This is a genomic window from Halomonas sp. ISL-56 (assembly GCF_018612805.1).
Classification (GTDB): domain Bacteria; phylum Pseudomonadota; class Gammaproteobacteria; order Pseudomonadales; family Halomonadaceae; genus Vreelandella.
Window position 1 is genome coordinate 206,639 of record NZ_JAGGRO010000011.1, and the last position, 17,195, is coordinate 223,833.

The 17,195-nt window shown below is 56.7% G+C and carries 15 protein-coding genes and 1 tRNA gene; 9 read left to right on the forward strand and 7 right to left on the reverse strand.

What is annotated here, in order from left to right; translation table 11 throughout:
• The first annotated feature begins 188 nt into the window (after positions 1-188).
• The 4 genes from J7J49_RS08830 to J7J49_RS08845 all read left to right on the forward strand — a co-directional run bounded on the left by J7J49_RS08830 (position 189) and on the right by J7J49_RS08845 (position 2,225).
• Positions 189-911 carry an AzlC family ABC transporter permease gene (locus J7J49_RS08830; RefSeq protein WP_215091873.1) on the forward strand — a complete coding sequence of 241 codons (723 nt, stop codon included), beginning with the start codon at positions 189-191 and terminating at the stop codon, positions 909-911.
• A complete protein-coding gene (locus J7J49_RS08835) occupies positions 908-1,219 on the forward strand; it encodes an AzlD family protein (RefSeq protein ID WP_215091875.1) in 312 nt (103 codons plus the stop codon). Before J7J49_RS08830 ends, J7J49_RS08835 begins: the two co-directional genes overlap by 4 nt.
• Before the next feature lie 344 nt (positions 1,220-1,563).
• The gene (locus J7J49_RS08840; protein ID WP_215091877.1) at positions 1,564-1,806 is read left to right on the forward strand and encodes a FitA-like ribbon-helix-helix domain-containing protein; all 243 of its coding nucleotides are present in this window, start codon (positions 1,564-1,566) and stop codon (positions 1,804-1,806) included.
• Positions 1,803-2,225, forward strand: a complete 423-nt coding sequence (locus tag J7J49_RS08845) for a type II toxin-antitoxin system VapC family toxin (protein WP_215091879.1) — start codon at positions 1,803-1,805, stop codon at positions 2,223-2,225. The genes J7J49_RS08840 and J7J49_RS08845 overlap by 4 nt, the downstream gene beginning before the upstream one ends.
• Before the next feature lie 172 nt (positions 2,226-2,397).
• On the opposite strand, the gene J7J49_RS08850 is transcribed toward J7J49_RS08845, so the two are convergent.
• Positions 2,398-2,474 (reverse strand) — tRNA-Ile (locus J7J49_RS08850).
• Positions 2,475-2,586: 112 nt separating this feature from the next.
• Between J7J49_RS08850 and J7J49_RS08855 the strand changes: the two genes are divergently transcribed.
• Positions 2,587-3,177, forward strand: a complete 591-nt coding sequence (locus tag J7J49_RS08855; RefSeq protein WP_215091881.1) for a hypothetical protein — start codon at positions 2,587-2,589, stop codon at positions 3,175-3,177.
• 17 nt (positions 3,178-3,194) lie between these two features.
• On the opposite strand, the gene J7J49_RS08860 is transcribed toward J7J49_RS08855, so the two are convergent.
• From J7J49_RS08860 to J7J49_RS08880, 5 genes are all read right to left on the reverse strand, one after another.
• Positions 3,195-5,024, reverse strand: coding sequence for an ABC transporter ATP-binding protein (locus tag J7J49_RS08860; protein WP_215091883.1), 1,830 nt, complete (start codon positions 5,022-5,024; stop codon positions 3,195-3,197).
• A gap of 87 nt (positions 5,025-5,111) precedes the next feature.
• Entirely contained in the window at positions 5,112-5,927 is an 816-nt protein-coding gene (locus J7J49_RS08865; protein WP_215091885.1) for an ABC transporter ATP-binding protein, read from the reverse strand.
• Positions 5,924-7,021, reverse strand: a complete 1,098-nt coding sequence (locus J7J49_RS08870; RefSeq protein WP_251048237.1) for a FecCD family ABC transporter permease — start codon at positions 7,019-7,021, stop codon at positions 5,924-5,926. Before J7J49_RS08870 ends, J7J49_RS08865 begins: the two co-directional genes overlap by 4 nt.
• Positions 7,022-7,089: 68 nt before the next feature.
• Complete coding sequence (locus J7J49_RS08875) at positions 7,090-8,058, reverse strand: FecCD family ABC transporter permease (protein WP_064234373.1); 969 nt, start codon at positions 8,056-8,058, stop codon at positions 7,090-7,092.
• Positions 8,059-8,111: 53 nt separating this feature from the next.
• Positions 8,112-9,011, reverse strand: coding sequence for an ABC transporter substrate-binding protein (locus J7J49_RS08880; RefSeq protein WP_251048238.1), 900 nt, complete (start codon positions 9,009-9,011; stop codon positions 8,112-8,114).
• A 384-nt stretch (positions 9,012-9,395) separates the two neighbouring features.
• On the opposite strand from J7J49_RS08880, the gene J7J49_RS08885 reads away from it, so the two are divergent.
• Positions 9,396-11,528, forward strand: a complete 2,133-nt coding sequence (locus J7J49_RS08885) for a TonB-dependent receptor domain-containing protein (protein ID WP_215091887.1) — start codon at positions 9,396-9,398, stop codon at positions 11,526-11,528.
• A gap of 212 nt (positions 11,529-11,740) precedes the next feature.
• On the opposite strand, the gene J7J49_RS08890 is transcribed toward J7J49_RS08885, so the two are convergent.
• Positions 11,741-13,705, reverse strand: a complete 1,965-nt coding sequence (locus J7J49_RS08890) for a ligand-gated channel protein (protein WP_215091889.1) — start codon at positions 13,703-13,705, stop codon at positions 11,741-11,743.
• A 255-nt stretch (positions 13,706-13,960) separates the two neighbouring features.
• Between J7J49_RS08890 and J7J49_RS08895 the strand changes: the two genes are divergently transcribed.
• From J7J49_RS08895 to J7J49_RS08905, 3 genes are all read left to right on the forward strand, one after another.
• Positions 13,961-14,875 carry a LysR family transcriptional regulator gene (locus tag J7J49_RS08895; RefSeq protein WP_215091890.1) on the forward strand — a complete coding sequence of 305 codons (915 nt, stop codon included), beginning with the start codon at positions 13,961-13,963 and terminating at the stop codon, positions 14,873-14,875.
• A gap of 79 nt (positions 14,876-14,954) precedes the next feature.
• Entirely contained in the window at positions 14,955-15,830 is an 876-nt protein-coding gene (locus J7J49_RS08900; RefSeq protein WP_215091891.1) for an AEC family transporter, read from the forward strand.
• 107 nt (positions 15,831-15,937) lie between these two features.
• Complete coding sequence (locus tag J7J49_RS08905; protein ID WP_215092409.1) at positions 15,938-17,185, forward strand: PQQ-dependent sugar dehydrogenase; 1,248 nt, start codon at positions 15,938-15,940, stop codon at positions 17,183-17,185.
• The last annotated feature ends 10 nt before the right edge of the window (positions 17,186-17,195 follow it).

Sequence of the window (17,195 nt, forward strand, 5' to 3'; positions counted from 1 at the left end):
GTAGTTTCCCGTGCCGATTTAATCGGCTGTTTTTTTCTGTTGTATGACTTCTGTTTTATTACTAGGTCTTATTGACACGTCACCCGGTGTGGCGCGTGTACGTAATTCAATCTAGACTTCAAATAATAAAAAAACAAGCAGGTCTGTTTGTTTTTTACATGATCGATTCCGCGGAGCAAGGTTACATAATGAAAGCAAAGGAAAATCCAACGCTGCTTGATATGGCGGGCACCTGGCGAGGGATCCGCATGATGCTGCCTTTAGCGGTTTTTACGATCGCTTTTGGATTAGCGTTTGGCGTTGCCGCGGTGCATCAAGGGTTAGCCGGTTGGGAAGCGATGTTAATGAGCCTGTTTGTATTCGCGGCGCCATCGCAATTTGCGGCCCTGGAAATGTGGCATTCGCCGCTACCACTACTGGCTTTGGCGGCAGTCACAATAGCTATCCATACCCGGCATATGCTAATGAGCGCGGCGCTCTATCCCTGGCTCAAGCCGTTACCTAGACGCCAGCAATTCGCGATGGTCATACTGCTAACCGACTCCAACTGGGCGATGGCACTGGGAGAGTATCAGCGCGGCGAGCGCAATCTGGGCATTTTGTTAGGTGGCGGAATAGCGCTGTGGTGTGCCTGGGTCGTGGGCACGGCGCTTGGGCTAGCCTTTGGCGGAGGCATTACCCAGCCTGAACGCTTCGGCCTTGACGTGATTATGCTGTGCTTTCTGCTGATAATCGTTGTCGGTGGCAACCCCAAAGCAGCCATGGTTCTGCCCTGGCTGGCAGCAGCGGCTAGCGCATTAATGGCGTATTGGTGGTTACCGCCCTACCTACATGTGATGGTGGGCGCCATTACCGGTGGCGTGGTGGCCGTGCTGTTGCCTGGACGCTGGTTCAGGGAAAGCGCCTTATGAGCTCATCATCAGTGTGGCAGTCGTTAATAGCCATCATGGTCATGGTGGTGATTGCTTATGGCTCCAGAGTGCTGGGGCTGCTGGTCATGTCACATGTACCGCTAGGCCCACGCGTTAGGCGATTCGTCGATGCCATGTCTAGCTCAGTTCTGATTGCCGTTATTACGCCTATCATTGTTCATGGTGATGGCGGCGTGCGTCTCGCGGCCATTGCCGCTGGCACGGTGGCGGTAGTCATGAGAAGCCCGCTGGTATCGATTGCCATGGGTATGCTTTGCGCTGCGGGTTGGCGCTGGTGGGTTGGGTAATGTTGTGTGAAAACGGGAGACTTGAATATTTCAGACGTGCGCAGGGTTAACTAGAATCAGATATACCGCAGCTCCAGGGACTCATAATCCCTTGGTCGTAGGTTCAAGTCCTACTGGGCCCACCATTTATCAATGACTTACCCGCGTTTTATCCCTTCCTAGCTGTATCTTCTCATTAAAGTGACAACAAAGTGTCAACCGAATATCTTCGGGCCGAGCGTGATCGTTGCTTTTAAGTGGTCAGGTGCCAAGTGTGTGTATCTCGTGGTCATTTGAATGCATAGGCGTACTCGTTGGCCTTGTGCTATCATTGATTGCATATGCAATCATATGGAGAGTCTGGCATGGCTTCGATCACGATCCGCAACTTGGACGACCAATTGAAGGCTCAGCTTCGCGTAGAGGCGGCTAGGCATGGCCATTCCATGGAAGAGGAGGTTCGCATCATTCTGCGTAGTGCCTTGAACCAGCCTCAAGCAAAGGGGCTAGGGAGTCGCATACGTGAGCGATTCGCAGACGCGGGGGGCTTCGAACTGGAAGTACCGCCTAGGTCTGATAAGCCTCGTGATCTGGGCTTCGGCGCATGATAGTTCTTGATACCAATGTGCTATCCGAGCTGATGCGGCCTGTACCAGATGCACGGGTTGTCGACTGGCTGGACAGGCAGGATGCTATTTCCGTGACAATTTCCGCTATTACGGTGGCTGAAATTCTCTATGGTATCGAGCGCCTGCCCAACGGCAAGCGCAAGCGTGGTTTCGCGGCCAAGGCGGCGGCAATGTTCGAAGAAGATTTCTCTGGACGGATTCTATCGTTCGATAGCGGGGCTGCGATTCACTACGCAGAGCAGGTCGCTGCCTGCGAGAGTGCAGGAAGGCAAGTTCACATGGCCGATGCCCAAATTGCGGCTATCTGCATCCAACATGAAGCGGTGTTATCGACACGCAATGTAAAGGATTTCGAGACGCTGAGCGTCGAGACGATCAACCCGTGGGAAATGGACTGATATCGGTACAGTGACGGTACAGTGATTGGTTCGGATAGGTTACACTAACCTTCGCTAAGCTATTGATAGTTTTATACTTTAACCTTTGCAAGGTTACTGTGGATTTCGTAGTAAGTTCAGTATCTTATTGATTTAAAAGCTAACTCATAATCCCTTGCCTAAAAAGCAACAATGGTGGGCCCAGTAGGACTTGAACCTACGACCAAGGGATTATGAGTCCCCTGCTCTAACCAACTGAGCTATAGGCCCGAAAAGCGTACATATCATAGCGAATGTGGCGGTGTGAGGCTAGCCCCATTGCGCTATCTTGATGTCATTACGGCACTTTATGTGGATTGGGCAGTCTGGTGAGTAGTTCTTTATGCGGAGACGCGCTGTGAAAGCATTGATTGCTCTAGTTCCTTTATTGTTGGTACTGCCCGTGCAGGCGGACTGGCAGCTTGACCCGGCCCAGTCCCGGGTGCAGGCGTCGATTACCCAGCTCAACGGCGAGGCGCCGCAAACCCACCACCATCAGGTGCGCGATCTGCAGGGGGATATCTCCAGCGATGGCACGCTGCGCTTGCCGTTAAAACTCAGCCAAACGGATGTCCTTGAGCGCTTTGGCGAGCTTCCGCCGTGGATAGGCTTGCTGGCGAACACCACCTTGGTAACGCTGGAGGCGCAAATGCCCCCAGAGCGGCTAGACGGTTTGGATATTGGTGAATCGCTGGTTGAAACGCTGACGTTTAGCGTGCAGTCCGACATGGTTAACCAGCAGGAGTCCGTGCCACTGCGGTTTACCCGTGAAGGCTTGAACGAGATACGCGTGACGCACGCAGAGCCCATGGCAATGGATGGCAGAGCGCTGATGGCCAACACCACGGTACGTACCGTGATGTCGCTGCTGGGCTATCAGGAGATTGACGAGCATGTGCCCGTCACCCTTAATGCGCTGTTAGTTAATCGGTAGTAGAGAACCGCTAAAGATTAACGACTGAGTACTTCCATATCCCCCGCCTGGGCCTCGCCGGTTTGCACCCGCCACTGGGCGGCGTAGTGGCCGTTAGCCGCAAGCAGGCTTGAGTGGCTGCCGCGCTCGGCCACTTGGCCTTTCTCGATCACCACAATCTCATCGGCGTGCACGATGGTGGAAAGCCGGTGGGCAATCATAATCACCGTGCGGCCATGGGCGATGCGTTTTAGCGAGCGCTGAATCGCCGCTTCGGTTTCGTTGTCCACCGCGCTGGTGGCTTCATCCAGCACCAAGATAGGCGGGTCTTTAAGCAGCGCCCTGGCCAGTGAAAGCCGCTGGCGTTGGCCGCCGGAAAGCCTTACGCCCCGCTCGCCTACCGGTGTGTCCAAACCTTGGGGCAGCGTTTCGATAAAGCTCCACGCTTCAGCGGTTTTGGCGGCGTCGATAATCGCGGCTTCGTCGGCGTCCGGCTTACCGTAAGCGATATTGTCGCGAATGCTGCCTTCGAACAGATAAACATCCTGGCTGACCAAACCAATCGATTGACGCAGTGAGTTCATACTCACTTCGGTGATGGGCTGCCCATCAATGAGCACGCGGCCGTTTTCGGGGTCATAAAAACGTAGCAGCAGTTTGATCAGAGTGGATTTGCCCGACCCTGTCGCCCCCACCAGCGCCAGGGTATTGCCTGCGGGCACGTGCAGGTGAATACCATCCACCCCAACGCCGCTGGTGGCATAGTGAAAGCTCACATTATCAACCGTTACTTCGCCACGCACTGGCTGGGTGAGCGGTGTGGTGCTGTCGTCTTTTACCGTAATCGGCACTTCGAGCAGATCGAGGATGCGCCGCGTGCTGGCCATGGCGCGCTCGAACAGGTCAATCACCTGGGCCAGGCCGGTCAGCGGCCAGAGCAGGCGTTGGGTCAAAAACACCAGCACGCCGTAAGCGCCCACGTTCAGCGAACCGTTGAGCGCCATCATGCCGCCCACGGTGAAAGTGGCTAGAAAACCGGCCAAAATCGCCATGCGGATGACCGGAATAAACGCGGAGCTCACCTTGATCGCCCTTCTGTTGGCGTCTACGTAGGCTTCGCTGGCATCGCGCAGGCGCTCGGCCTCGCGGGCTTCGCTGGTAAAGCTTTTAATCGTCGCAATGCCGCTAAGGTTGTTGGATAACCGGCTGGCTAAATCGCCGACCTTTTCACGCACATCGCTGTACAGCGGCCCGGCTTTACGTTGGAAGAAGAACGCGCCCCATATGATCAGCGGAATAGGCGTGAACGCCAGCAGCGCAATCAGTGGCGAAAGCACGAAGAAGACCGCGCCAACCGCCACGACGGTGACGACCACCTGAATAATCGCATTCGCCCCGCCGTCCAGAAAACGCTCAAGCTGGTTGACGTCATCGTTCATGGTGGCCACCAACTGGCCAGAGCTTTTCGACTCGAAAAACGCCATATCCAGCCGCTGGGCGTGCTCGTAGGTATCTTGGCGCATATCTGCTTGTAAACGTTGGGCTAAGTTGCGCCAAAGAATTTGGAACAGATACTCAAACAACGATTCGCCTGCCCAAATAAAGAACGTTAGTACCGCCAGCATGGTGATCTGCTGTTGGGGTGTTTCAAACCCCAGGCTGGCCACAAAGCTCTGCTCTTGGTTGACCACGACATCAATGGCCACACCAATCAAAATTTCCGGGGCAATATCAAACAGCTTGTTGATCACCGAACAGGTAGTGGCGGCAATAATGCGCCGTCGATAGCCTTTGGCGTAGCGGAGTAGCCGCACCAGGGCTTGAAAGCTCTGATTCTTAGAACGGGGCGGAGAAGGAGCCACGAGCATTCCTTACTGAGGTTGTATTAGGCCAACTAGGTAGACGCTAGCGTAATGAATTCAATGCTCGGGCTCAACGCGTTAATGCTTGGGGGGTTAAGCGGGTGCCGTGCTGCGTCGCACATTGGCCAGCAGCGGGCTGCCGGTATCGGGGTCTAGCAGCAGCGTGCACTCTACTTGATAGAGCGTTCGCACCAGATCAGGCGTCACCACCTGAGCGGGCGGCCCTTCCGCTACAATCTGCCCTTCGCGCATCGCTATGAGATGATCGGCGTAGCGGCAGGCGCTGGCCAGATCGTGCAGTACCATCACCACGGTGCGGCCATGACAGGCCAGCTCACGTACCAGCTCGAACACTTCAATCTGATGGCCAAGATCCAGCGCAGAGGTGGGTTCATCCAGCAACAACAGCGGGGTTTGTTGGGCGATGGTCATGGCGATCCAGGCGCGTTGCCGCTGGCCGCCGGAGAGCGCATCAATCGGCCTATCCGCGAGTTGTTCAAGCCCTGCCGCCGCCAGCGCGTGCTGCACCACGCGCTGATCCTCTGCTGACCACTGGCGCAGCCAGCCCTGGTGGGGTTGGCGGCCAAAGCGGATCAGTTCGGTCACGGTGAGCCCTTCTGGCGCCACGGCCTCCTGGGGCAGTAGCGCCAGCTGAGTGGCCAGTTGGCGGGTGGGCAGGCGTTGAATATCGGCGCCATCCAGCAATACCGCGCCGCTATCGGGTTTATGCAGGCGGGCAAGCCCGGCCAGCAACGTTGATTTACCGCAACCGTTGGGGCCCACAATAGCGGTGACTTGACCGCTAGGCAGAGTGATATTCAAGCCATCAATCACCTGCCGTGAGCCATAGCTCATGCCCAGTGTCTGGGTAGCCAGAGAGGGCATTGGCGACGCCGGGGATTGGCTCATGTAAAACTCCGTTGGGGACGCATTAATATCCAAAGTAACCAAGGCCCGCCGACCACGGCGGTAACAATGCCCACCGGAATCTCGATAGGCGCCAGCAGCGTACGGCCGGCCAAGTCGGCGAGCACCATGACCAGCGCCCCCGCCAGCGTTGCCGCCAAAACCGGTACGCTACGGGAGCTCGACAGCGACCGGGCAATCTCGGGGCCAATCAACCCCACCATGCCCACCGGCCCGGCAACGGCGACCGCCAGCCCGGTTAGCGCGACAGACAGCAGCAACACTTCCAACCGGCGCCGTTTGACGTTCACGCCTAACCCGCTGGCGGTGGCATCCTTGAAACGCAGCAGTGTAAGCGAGCGGGCTAGCGCCATTGCCGTGGCCAGCCCTAACGCCAAGCCGAGCATGAGTAATTGAAGTGCGCCGCTGGGGCGAGCATTGAGCGACCCCACCGTCCATGGGTAGGCGGCATTCGCGGTGTCAATCGCGACTCGCGCCAGCATCAGTTGCGTCACCGCGCCAAACACCGCGCCCACGCCAATCCCCGCAACGATAAAGCGATAGCCCTGGGTACCGCTGCCCGCGGCTAGCCCGAAAGTGAGTACCGCGGCGGTGGTTGCCCCGGCTAACGCCATGGCGGGCGGCGCGATGGAAAAGCCGACACCCACTATGGAGGCCACCGCAAACGCCGTCGCGCCATTATCAATGCCGATAATACCGGGCGTTGCCAGGCGATTGCGGGCCAGGGTCTGCATTAAGATGCCCGCTAATGCGAAGGCGGCCCCAGTGAAACAGGCAGCGGCCAAACGTGGCAGACGTAGCTCTTGCACGACAAAGGTCGCCATCATATCCGCATTGCCCAACAGCGCCTGCAGCACCGCCACTGGCGCGACTTTAACGCTGCCGAGACTCAAATAGATAATGCTGGCAACCAGCAGCGCGCCCAATAGCCCCAGGTTGACCACCACCGCACGCTGTTCAAACAGGACGCTGTGCGCACCCCGTTGATGTCGCCAGGCTAAACGCCAGTACCCTGGAGGCGGCGATACGCTGCCGTTTTTTCCCGAAACCGCTTGGGTAGCATAAGAGAAAGGCATGGCAGCAGATTTACCCGTTGAGCCAGTCATTGATTCAGAAGGCCTTGATGCGCTTTTCATAAACCCACTCATAACATCGGTAAGCGGCGCGCACGTACAACCGCTACTAAAACGGGGGCGCCACATAACGCCGTGAGCACGCCCAGGGGTAGTTCTGAAGGCGCCACCACTACGCGGGAGATGATATCGGCGGCGAGCACCATCAGCGGCCCGATGGGCAGGCAAAACAGCAGCGTACGACGAATATCCGGCCCTGCGAATGCACGGGCCACAAACGGTACTACCAATCCGACAAAGGCAATCGGCCCTGCGATAGCGGTGGCAGCACCCACCAGTAATGCTACGCAGGCCACGACCAACCAACGGATAAGGTTGGGGTGGTGGCCTAAACCAGAAGCAACTCTCTCGCCTAACGCCAGCGCGGCTAATGGCCGGGCGATCAGCGCCACAACAACCGATGCCACCAGCATACTCGGCAACACAGCGAACAAGTCGTTTAAGCGGCGGCCAGCCACACTGCCAATGACCCAGAAGCGAATTTCGTCAGCGGCACGCTGGTCGTAAAGCAGTAGCAATGAAGTTAATGACGCCAGCAGACCCGAAAACGCTGCCCCGGCGAGCACAAGCCGGATCGGGTCGTTGCCGACACCGCGAAAGCGCGCCACGCTTAAGACGCACACGCAGCCCACCAAGGCGCCGAGCTGAGCGACTGAAATGCGCAAAGTGGCGGCGCTGGCCCCCAGCACCAGGGCCAGCGCCACGGCAAACGCCGCCCCCGCGCTAACCCCTAAAAGCCCTGGCTCGGCCAGTGGGTTGCGGGCAACCGCTTGCAGCAGCGCCCCGGCAACGCCTAATGCCATGCCTACTGCAATGCCGATTAAGGTACGCGGGGCGCGCAGTTCCCAAACAATAAAGCGCGCTTCGCTGTCCTGGGCGCCGCTTAGCAGCGCCAACACCCTGCCGGGGCCAACGCTGCCCGCGCCAATCAATAAACTAACGCCACTCACCGCCACAAGGGCGGTGAGTAGCAGCATCATTAGCAGACGAGGTGAGGCACGCCTGATGGCAGGCGTTGCAAAACGTGGAACCGTCACGGCAACAGCGCAGCCTCTATATCATCAAGAATCGCTTGCGCGGCCAGCGGGCCATTGGCACTACTCCACAGCTGGCCATTCACTGGCACCACCTGCTCTTGCTGAACCACATTGAGGCGAGTGAACGCAGGGCTTTGTTTAGCGGCGTCCAAGGCCTGTTGACCATCTTCGTTGAGGGTGGCTAGGAAGAGCCAGTCACCGTCTATCTCGGCAAGGTTTTCCAGGCTGAGCACATCGCTGTGTACGCCGCGCTCACCGATCAGATCCGCACCTTGCACATCCAGGCCAACCCGCTCCAGCAGACCTGTGGCAATCAGGTTTTCCGACATTACCATCGGGCCACCCGGCATCCAGCGGACTAAAAAGGCGGTGCCGCTTACGTCGGCGGCGGCTAGCGCGTCAGCCAGCTCTGCAGTGCGCTGATCTACCGCGGCAATGGCATCCTCAATGGCTTCTTCACGGTTTAACGCTTCGCCGTAAAGTCGCGCCTCAGCTTCCCAGTTATCCGCGGCTAATGGCTGGGTATGCGGAACAACGGTTGGCGCAATACGTGAAAGCAGTTGGTACTGTTCATCAGAAAGCTGGGCGGGCGCCAAAATCAGATCCGGCTGCTGCGCCAGCACGGCTTCAATATTGATCTCGCGCACCACCCCCATAATCGCGGGGCGGTCATTGCCTAAATGGGCTTCCACGTACTCGGCGACATTATCGCCACCGCGAGTGGTGACGGCACCTAAGGGCGTAATGCCAGCCGCAAGGGCTGCGTCTAGCGCGCCCTCGTAAAGCGTTACCACGCGTTCAGGCGTTCCCTCTAGGTCTACCTCACCAAAGGCTGTATCTAGTGTGCGTGCCTGCGCGGTGCCTATCGCTAAAGCGCTTAGTAGCACGCTTGCCATACTTAAGCGGGCACTTTTAGTGAGGATAGCGGCCACTGAGGTCGTTTTAGCCATCGTCTTTTTAGCCATCGCCGTTGTAACCCGCGCCGTTTTAACTAGCATTTTAGCCACTATGGATATCTCTCAATACGGTATATTAAAATGGATAGTAACGATTCTCAAAAACACTTGCACTACTATTCCTGCGAATAGCGTGTTCCATTTTGTGCAACCGCATTTGTACAATCGCATTTGTACAACCAGACACCTCACCGGCGTTTCACTTTACGCAACGCGATGTTCCTCGCTACCGCCTCGTATTTGGGAACTTTTCTTTTTAGACTCTCGCCCTTATTTGATAATTAGTATCATTAGCTAACAGTTATCGTCATCAAGGGGAATAATATGCCACGCTTTACCCGCTCTGTTCTGGCTAGCGCCGTTACGCTCGCTGTTTCTGCAGGCACCGCTTCCGCCCAAGAAAATCAGCAACTGGACAATATCGTTGTCTCGGCCAGCGGGTTTGAGCAGGCAATGGTCGACGCGCCTGCCAGCATCTCGGTGATCTCTCGTGAAGAGTTGGAGCGTTCGCGGGTGACGAGCATCGCCGACGCACTGCGCAACGTTGAAGGGGTAGATGTAGGCGGCGCGGTGGGCAAAACCGGCGGTAGTAACATTAGCATCCGTGGCATGCCCAGCGACTATACGCTGATTCTGATTGACGGCCGCCGCCAGAATGCAGCGGGCAGCGTGACACCCAATGGCTTTGGCGAAACCTCGACCAGCTTCTTTCCCCCCGTTTCCAGCATTGAGCGCATTGAGGTGATTCGCGGGCCGATGTCGACGCTGTATGGCTCTGATGCCATGGGCGGTGTCATCAATATTATTACCCGTCGGGTGGGCCGTGAGTGGACAGGCTCTGTTGAGGTCGAAAGTACCTTTAACGAAGATCGCGACTTCGGTGATCGCCGCGAGATTAACCTCTACACCAGTGGCCCGCTGATTGAAGATACGCTGGGCATTCAACTGCGTGGGCGGATGTATGAGCGCGACGCTTCCGCGCTTACCTATACCGACAACAACGGCGACCCGATTGAAGTCGACCAGCGCGGCCCCAGCCCAGTGGAAGGCGATACCTATAGTTTGGGCGGCAAACTGACCTGGACGCCTAGCAACGACCACGACTTATGGCTGGATGGTGAAGTCAGCCGTCAGCGCTACGACAACGATGAGTGCCAGCTAGGCACGCTAGATGGCCGCTCGCGCAGCTGCGAACCCGAGCCCGGCGAGGCCTTCGGTTACTCCGACGAACTGCGTTTTGAGCGCGAGCAAATCGCCATTGGCCACACCGGACGCTTTGCCTCGGGCACCTTGGAGTCTAGCCTGATGCGCAACACTACCGAAACCAAGGGCCGCACGATCCCTGGCGATATGGGCGTTGCTTATGAAGGCTTTCCTGGCATTGTCGGCGGAGCCCCGCGGGAGTTGGAGACCACCAATACCGTGCTCGACAGCAAATTCATCATGCCGTTAGACAATCATATGGCCACCCTGGGAATGCAGTGGTGGGATGCGGAGCTTGACGATGGCTTGGCCGGTGAGACCTTTGCGCAAACCACCTGGTCGCTGTTTGCCGAGGATGAGTGGCTGCTACGCGACGATTTAGCGCTAACCCTGGGCGGTCGCTACGATCACCATGACGCCTTTGGCAGCCAGTTCAGCCCGCGCGGCTACTTGGTGTGGAATACGACGCCTAATTGGACATTAAAAGGTGGTGTGAGCCGCGGCTACAAAACGCCGTCGCTTAATGATCTGCATGACGGCATTAACGGTGTGACGGGCCAGGGCACGATACTCACTATTGGTAACCCCGGTCTTGAGCCTGAAACCAGCACCAGCAGCGAGATCGGCGCCCATTACGATAACCAACAGGGTTTCACTGCCAGCGCCACGCTGTTCCACAACCAGTTTGACGACAAGATTGCCAGCGGCAGCGATATCCTAGTGGAAAATGACCCGCTAATTCCTGACGGCACTTACAGCCAACAGGTCAATGTCGATGAGGCAATCACACAGGGGGTTGAGCTCTCTACCAGCTACCAGTTCGCCCCCGATTGGCGCGTCAATGCCAATTACACCTACACCGATAGCGAACAGAAGAGTGGCGATAACAAGGGCGAACCGCTGACGGACACCCCGGAACACGCCATTAACGCCACGCTGCGCTGGCAGGCAACAGCAAAGCTTGATACCTGGCTCTCAGCAGAATACCGCAGCGAGCGCTACCGTAATCGTGTAGGCGTGCGTGGTGCACCCTCGTTTGATGACCTGGGCGACTTCAAAGCCTACTCACTGTTTCATTTGGGCGGTAATTACGAAGTTACCAATCAGCTTAATCTGAGCGCGACCATCTACAACCTGTTTGACAAAGATTTTGTCGACTACCGCGCCTACGGCGATGGCACCAGCTTTGGCAACGTTTACGCCAATAGCGAAGAAGGCCGCCGCCTGTGGCTCTCCGCTCGCTACGAGTTCTAATCGGTTTCAGCTCGCTACTGTTTCGATGTTCTGTTTCGATGTTCTCCTTCTGCCCCGGCCATGCGCTGGGGCTTTTTTGTTTCCGCCCCCCTCTCCTTTTCCCTTATTCCTTACCCCCTCCCTTTTCCCACGCTCTTTAAAAAAGCCGTCAGAAAAAGCGGCTATCGCTGGATAGCCGCTGCTGTGTTGCGTTTAGGACGGGAACCTAGCGCTTAAAAGGCAACGTTGAGACCTAACCAAACCCGACGACCATCTTCTACATAGCCGTACTCGTCATAGTTGATCGTTTCGTCGAACAGGTTGTAGATACCCGCGTTCAGTTGAGTACTTTCGCTCAACTGATAGCCAACGCCTGCATCTACAAAGGTGTAGGAAGGAGCCACAATGGCACTGCTCGAAGGGCCGGTAGTGGGCTGACTCTCTTCGCCGCGGTAAGTGACTTTTGTCCATTGACTCAACTTGGCAGAGACTTGCCAATCTAACGAAGCGGATACCTGGTGCTTAGGCAGTTGTGTTAATGGCTCGCCTGCATACTCACCGCTTTTTTGCTCGCTATCGGTATAGGTGTAGCTGGCCGTTAGCTCAACGGTATCGCTTAGCGGCGCAGCCACACTCGCCTCTACGCCCTGGGTCACCGCTTCATCAACGTTAATACGATAGGTGGGATCACTGCCAAACTGATTGGCGCCATCCGTACAGATATCGATGGGGCAAGCGATGCGGGTAATTTTATCGTCAAAGTCGTTATGGAACACCGTGACGCCGCCATTTAAGCCATTTTCATTGGCGTAAAGCAGGGCCAGCTCTTTATTGAGCGAGGTTTCTGGCTCAAGATCAGGGTTCCCGTAGATATTGCCGCCACGGCTGACCTGCCCCCAGTCGGGAGTGATCTCACGCAGGTTGGGCGCGCGGTAGCCAGTGGAGACACCGCCTTTCAACGTCCAGTCAGGGGTCATATTCCACACGCTGTAAAGGCGCGGGCTGAGGTGGCTACCGTAGTTATCGTCGTCATCGACACGTAAACCGCCGGTCAATGCCCAAGCATCGGTGAGCATCCACTCATCTTCCACAAAGAGAGCCCATTGGCTATTCTCAATTTCACTACGATCAGAGCCAGGCAATTGATTCGTCGTACTGTCGTCTAGCGACTCCTCCTCGTAGCTCGCGCCTATCGTCAGCATATGCATCCCTAGCGGAATGACCGCGCTGGTTTTGGCGGTGGTGTTGGTGATTTCAATATCCCGCGATTTGTTTTCGCTACTTTCTCGCTGCAGATAGGTTTCGCTGGTGCCCCAGTCAAAACGCCCGCTGTGGGTCACAGCGACATGCTGGTTAGTGAATTCATTAAAGCTATCAGAACAGCCGCCCCGGCAGCCCTCGGATGGCGCCGAGTTGCCCATCAGCGATTCGCGCTCCTGCTCGGTAATACCCGCCTCAAAAGTGACGTCATGGTTATCAGTCGCCGCAAAACTCAACCGCGCAGTCAGGCTTTGCAGACTTTTATCTTCGTAGCCGTTAAGGATGTTGTCTTCATCACGCTGAGAGGTGCGTCCGTAGAGCTGAAGCCCTAAGCGATCTCCCACCAGCGGGCCACTAAGATAAAAGTTAGCTTGGCGGCTATCGCCGGAGTCGCTGTTTTCCTGCAGCACGGTGTCGAGTTGGACATTGCCGTGCCACTGCTGGGCGACCTTACGGGTTATCACGTTGATCACGCCACCAATCGCATCAGAGCCGTAGAGCGTCGACATCGGCCCACGCACTACTTCAATACGCTCAATAGCCTGTAGCGGCGGCAGCCAGTCTTGCTCAAAACCCGCATCGCCGTTAGGGCGAGACTCGCGGGAATTCTGCGGGCGACCATCCACCAGTATCAGCGTGTACTGGGAGGGCATACCGCGAATGGAGATATCTTGGCCGTTATCCCCTCTCCCGCCGCCGGTGACAATCACACCGGGCACATCGCGCAGCGCATCAATAACACTCTGATAGTGGCCTTGTTCCAACTCTTCGCGGGAAACCACGCTGATAGACGCGGGGGCATTGGTAATCTGCTGTTCAAAGCCTGACGCGGTTACCACCATATCGTCTAAGCGGGGCGCGTCTTGTGCCCAAAGAGCACTACTGGCAAGCGAAGAGATAGCGCTGGCCAGCAGCGTACGGCGCAAACAGGGAGACATAACTTCGTCCTTCATAGTGTGTGAGCAATTAGAATGTGTGAGCAATTAGAATGTGTGAGCAATTAGAATGTGTGAGCAATGTGGATAGGCATTCACTCTATTAAATGCGAATTATTAGCATTAATATTTTTACACACTCTTTGCATATTAGGGTGAGACGGTACGTTCAGCATACCGGAACACAAATGCCTATTATTTTCATTCGTACCAAACAGTGGCACAATTAGCGTTCACCCTTTTCCCGTGGGCCTGACCATGTATGACTTTGACGAACTGACCGCCTTTGCCGATGTGATGACCACGGGCAGTTTGACGCGCAGCGCGCAAAAGCTTGGGTTAGCCAAATCGACCCTAAGCCGCCGCATCAGCCAGCTTGAAACCCGGCTTAACCAGCCGCTGCTGCGGCGCCAGGCCAACCGCTTAATTCCCACCGAGGCGGGGCTGCTGTTTCATAACTACTGCACCGAGCTTCTGGCGATGGCGGCGCATAGCCAGGAGGCACTGGCAGAACTGCGTGAAGAAATTAGCGGCGAGATTACCCTTGAGGTGCACGGTGCCCTGGCGCGCAGTTGGCTTGCGAGTGCTATTGAGGCATTTTTACAACGCCACCCAAAGGTTGAGTTGACACTGCATACCCGAGAGTCCCCCCCCACCAAAATGCACAGCAATAGCGTGCACGTCTGGTTGGGGCCGACTCACGAGTGTGGGCTAAACCAGGAGCGTCTGGGCCACTTAACCCGCGGACTGTATGCCAGCCCCCGCTATTTGGCCGCTGCTGGAACGCCCCACCATCCGGATGAGCTGAACCAGCACGCCTGGATCGACCTGCTGGGCACTTCTTCGGATGGGCTGCTGCTCACTCACCCAGAGCATGGCCAATACACCTTTAATCCACCCCGTTCACGGCTGCGAGTAGATATCACCACGCTGCACATTGACGCCATCGCGCGCAGCCAGGGCATAGGCTTGCTTTCCCACTGGTTAACCGCCAAGCGCGAGCAGCATCATCCGGGCGAGCTGATCAACTGCCTACCCGGCTGGGAACCGGTGCCGCTACCGATTACGCTGCTCTACGCCTACGGCCACCAGTCCCGCCGCACCCACGCGCTCTTAGAGTTTTTACGTAGCCAGGTGCCCGCACCGTGGCGCGCATCACCCGCCACTGTGTAAGTTAATTCGAGTGTTTACCTTGCCAGTTAGCCCGCTTATTAACGACAATAGGCGGCTAACGATTAGCCAAGGACTGTAAATGCTCGCCGAACTCTTTGCTGTCATGGCGCCCGTGCTGGCGGGTGCAGGGCTCGGCTACTTGTGGGTACGCCTAGGCCATCCCTACCCAGTCGACTTCATTACCCGACTGGTGTTTAACATTGGCACCCCATCGCTGGTGTTGGCGTCTCTGGCGGGCGCTGATATTGATGCCACCACTTTTGGCCAGACGATGCTAGCCGCTGCGTTGGTGATTCTCACCATGGGGGCAGCTACCTTTGTGGTAGCAAAACTGTTGCGCCGCAGTTGGCGGGTGCTGCTAGCCCCCATGATGTACCCCAATACCGGCAACATGGGCTTACCCGTGGTGCTTTACGCCTTTGGTAGTGCCGGGTTTGCCTACGGCATTACCGTAATGGTGACCGTCTCACTGTTTCAGTTCACCTTAGGCGCCGTGCTTAGCAGCCAAGGCAACCCGCTCAAAACCCTCGCTAAAACGCCCACGGTCTACGCCATCGCGATTTCCATGGCACTGCTGCTGACGGACACTTCCCTGCCGCCGTGGCTGGCGAATACGGTGGACTTAATGTCGGGGTTCACGGTACCGCTGATGCTGATTACCCTAGGCGTATCGCTGGCCAGCATTCAGGTGAAGAACCTGCGTTCCGGGCTCGGATTTAGCTTAGTGCGCGTGCCCCTCGCCGCTGGGGTCGCCTGGTTGATTGCAGGCTGGGTAGGCCTGCCGCCCCTGGCTCAAAGTATTTTAGTGGTGCAGATGTGCATGCCGGTGGCGGTATTCAACTATCTCTTTGCTCAGCGCGCCCAGCGCGAACCTGTCTATGTGGCCAGTTTGGTCTTCTGCTCTACGTTATTAGCGCTGTTTTACCTGCCCGTGCTACTCGCCCTGCTCATGTAGTTAATTGCCCTGCTCATCATGAAGTAGTGGAACCCCAACATAGCTAAAAGGTCACTGCTAGACTACTGACAAGGATGCCAATGATTAATATCACCAGAGGGCACGCTATGCTGTCTATCAACAAGAGCAATCATACTCACCCCCGGCTGACCCCTGCGGTTTGGGCAGGCATCAGTGGGCTAGTGCTGGCGAGCGCTATTAACACGGCAAATGCGGAAGTCGTCCAGGAATCGCTGGAAACCGACCATTTAAACCTCTCCATTGAGCGTATCGCCGATGGTTTTGAGCACCCTTGGGCGGTGGCGTTTTTACCCGATGGTCGCTACTTGGTGAGCGAACGCAGCGGGCAGTTGAAACTCGTCGACCCCACGAATGGGGAAACCAGTACGCTGGAAGGCATGCCGGAAGTGAGTCCTCGGGGCCAGGGCGGGCTGTTAGACGTAGTGTTGCACCCCGATTTTGAAGGAGGAGACGGCGAAGGCGACAACGATTGGGTCTACTTCACCTGGAGCAAACCCGATGGTAATGACAGCCGTTCAGCACTCTCACGGGTAAAATGGCAGGGCGATGAGCTGGGCGAAGTCGAACACTTATTCGAGCAGGATCGTGCTTCTGGGCCTGGCCGCCACTACGGCTCCCGATTGGCGTGGCTGCCCGACGGCACGCTCCTCATGAGTATTGGTGACCGCGGCAGCGAACCACCCCGCGCCCAGGCCAGCGATGACCATGCGGGGTCTACCCTGCGCCTTACCGCCACGGGCGACGTTCCTGACGACAACCCCTTCGTTGACGATGACACCACTCTGGATGAAATTTACTCCATGGGAAATCGCAACATTCAGGGTATGACCGTACTCAGTAACGGCGAAGCCTGGGCGTCAGAACACGGCCCCCGCACCGGCGACGAGCTGAATCATATCCAAGCAGGCAACAATTATGGCTGGCCTACCGTCAGCCAGGGCAATGACTACGCGACTAATGAGCCGATTGGCGAAGATTCACTACCAGGGATGGTTGACCCGGTGTACGTTTTTGAAGGCCGTTTTGCGCCTGCCGGGCTTACTGAAGTGACCAGCGATGCTTTCGGCGAGTGGCAGGGCAATTTATTGGCGGGCGGGCTAGGTAGCGAGAAGCTACTGCGTCTGCGCTTAGAAGAGGGCCGTGTCGCCGAAGAAGAGCTGATTTTACAAGGCGAAGTAGGCCGTATTCGGGATGTTCGTCAAGGTGCTGATGGCGCCATTTACTTACTCACTGACGACCCTAAAGGCAGCTTGTATCGCCTGGCGCCAACAAGCCAACAAACCAACAAACCAACAAACCAACAAACCAATAGCGTTTCACTCACTCGCCGCTAGCTAAACGTAT

Bases quoted from the DNA above. Each gene is read 5' to 3' on its own strand.
- J7J49_RS08830 (WP_215091873.1), top strand. From the start codon at position 189: ATGAAAGCAAAGGAAAATCCAACGCTGCTTGATATGGCGGGCACCTGG.
- J7J49_RS08835 (WP_215091875.1), top strand. From the start codon at position 908: ATGAGCTCATCATCAGTGTGGCAGTCGTTAATAGCCATCATGGTCATG.
- J7J49_RS08840 (WP_215091877.1), top strand. From the start codon at position 1,564: ATGGCTTCGATCACGATCCGCAACTTGGACGACCAATTGAAGGCTCAG.
- J7J49_RS08845 (WP_215091879.1), top strand. From the start codon at position 1,803: ATGATAGTTCTTGATACCAATGTGCTATCCGAGCTGATGCGGCCTGTA.
- J7J49_RS08855 (WP_215091881.1), top strand. From the start codon at position 2,587: ATGCGGAGACGCGCTGTGAAAGCATTGATTGCTCTAGTTCCTTTATTG.
- J7J49_RS08860 (WP_215091883.1), bottom strand. From the start codon at position 5,024: ATGCTCGTGGCTCCTTCTCCGCCCCGTTCTAAGAATCAGAGCTTTCAA.
- J7J49_RS08865 (WP_215091885.1), bottom strand. From the start codon at position 5,927: ATGAGCCAATCCCCGGCGTCGCCAATGCCCTCTCTGGCTACCCAGACA.
- J7J49_RS08870 (WP_251048237.1), bottom strand. From the start codon at position 7,021: ATGCCTTTCTCTTATGCTACCCAAGCGGTTTCGGGAAAAAACGGCAGC.
- J7J49_RS08875 (WP_064234373.1), bottom strand. From the start codon at position 8,058: ATGATGCTGCTACTCACCGCCCTTGTGGCGGTGAGTGGCGTTAGTTTA.
- J7J49_RS08880 (WP_251048238.1), bottom strand. From the start codon at position 9,011: ATGGCAAGCGTGCTACTAAGCGCTTTAGCGATAGGCACCGCGCAGGCA.
- J7J49_RS08885 (WP_215091887.1), top strand. From the start codon at position 9,396: ATGCCACGCTTTACCCGCTCTGTTCTGGCTAGCGCCGTTACGCTCGCT.
- J7J49_RS08890 (WP_215091889.1), bottom strand. From the start codon at position 13,705: ATGTCTCCCTGTTTGCGCCGTACGCTGCTGGCCAGCGCTATCTCTTCG.
- J7J49_RS08895 (WP_215091890.1), top strand. From the start codon at position 13,961: ATGTATGACTTTGACGAACTGACCGCCTTTGCCGATGTGATGACCACG.
- J7J49_RS08900 (WP_215091891.1), top strand. From the start codon at position 14,955: ATGCTCGCCGAACTCTTTGCTGTCATGGCGCCCGTGCTGGCGGGTGCA.
- J7J49_RS08905 (WP_215092409.1), top strand. From the start codon at position 15,938: ATGCTGTCTATCAACAAGAGCAATCATACTCACCCCCGGCTGACCCCT.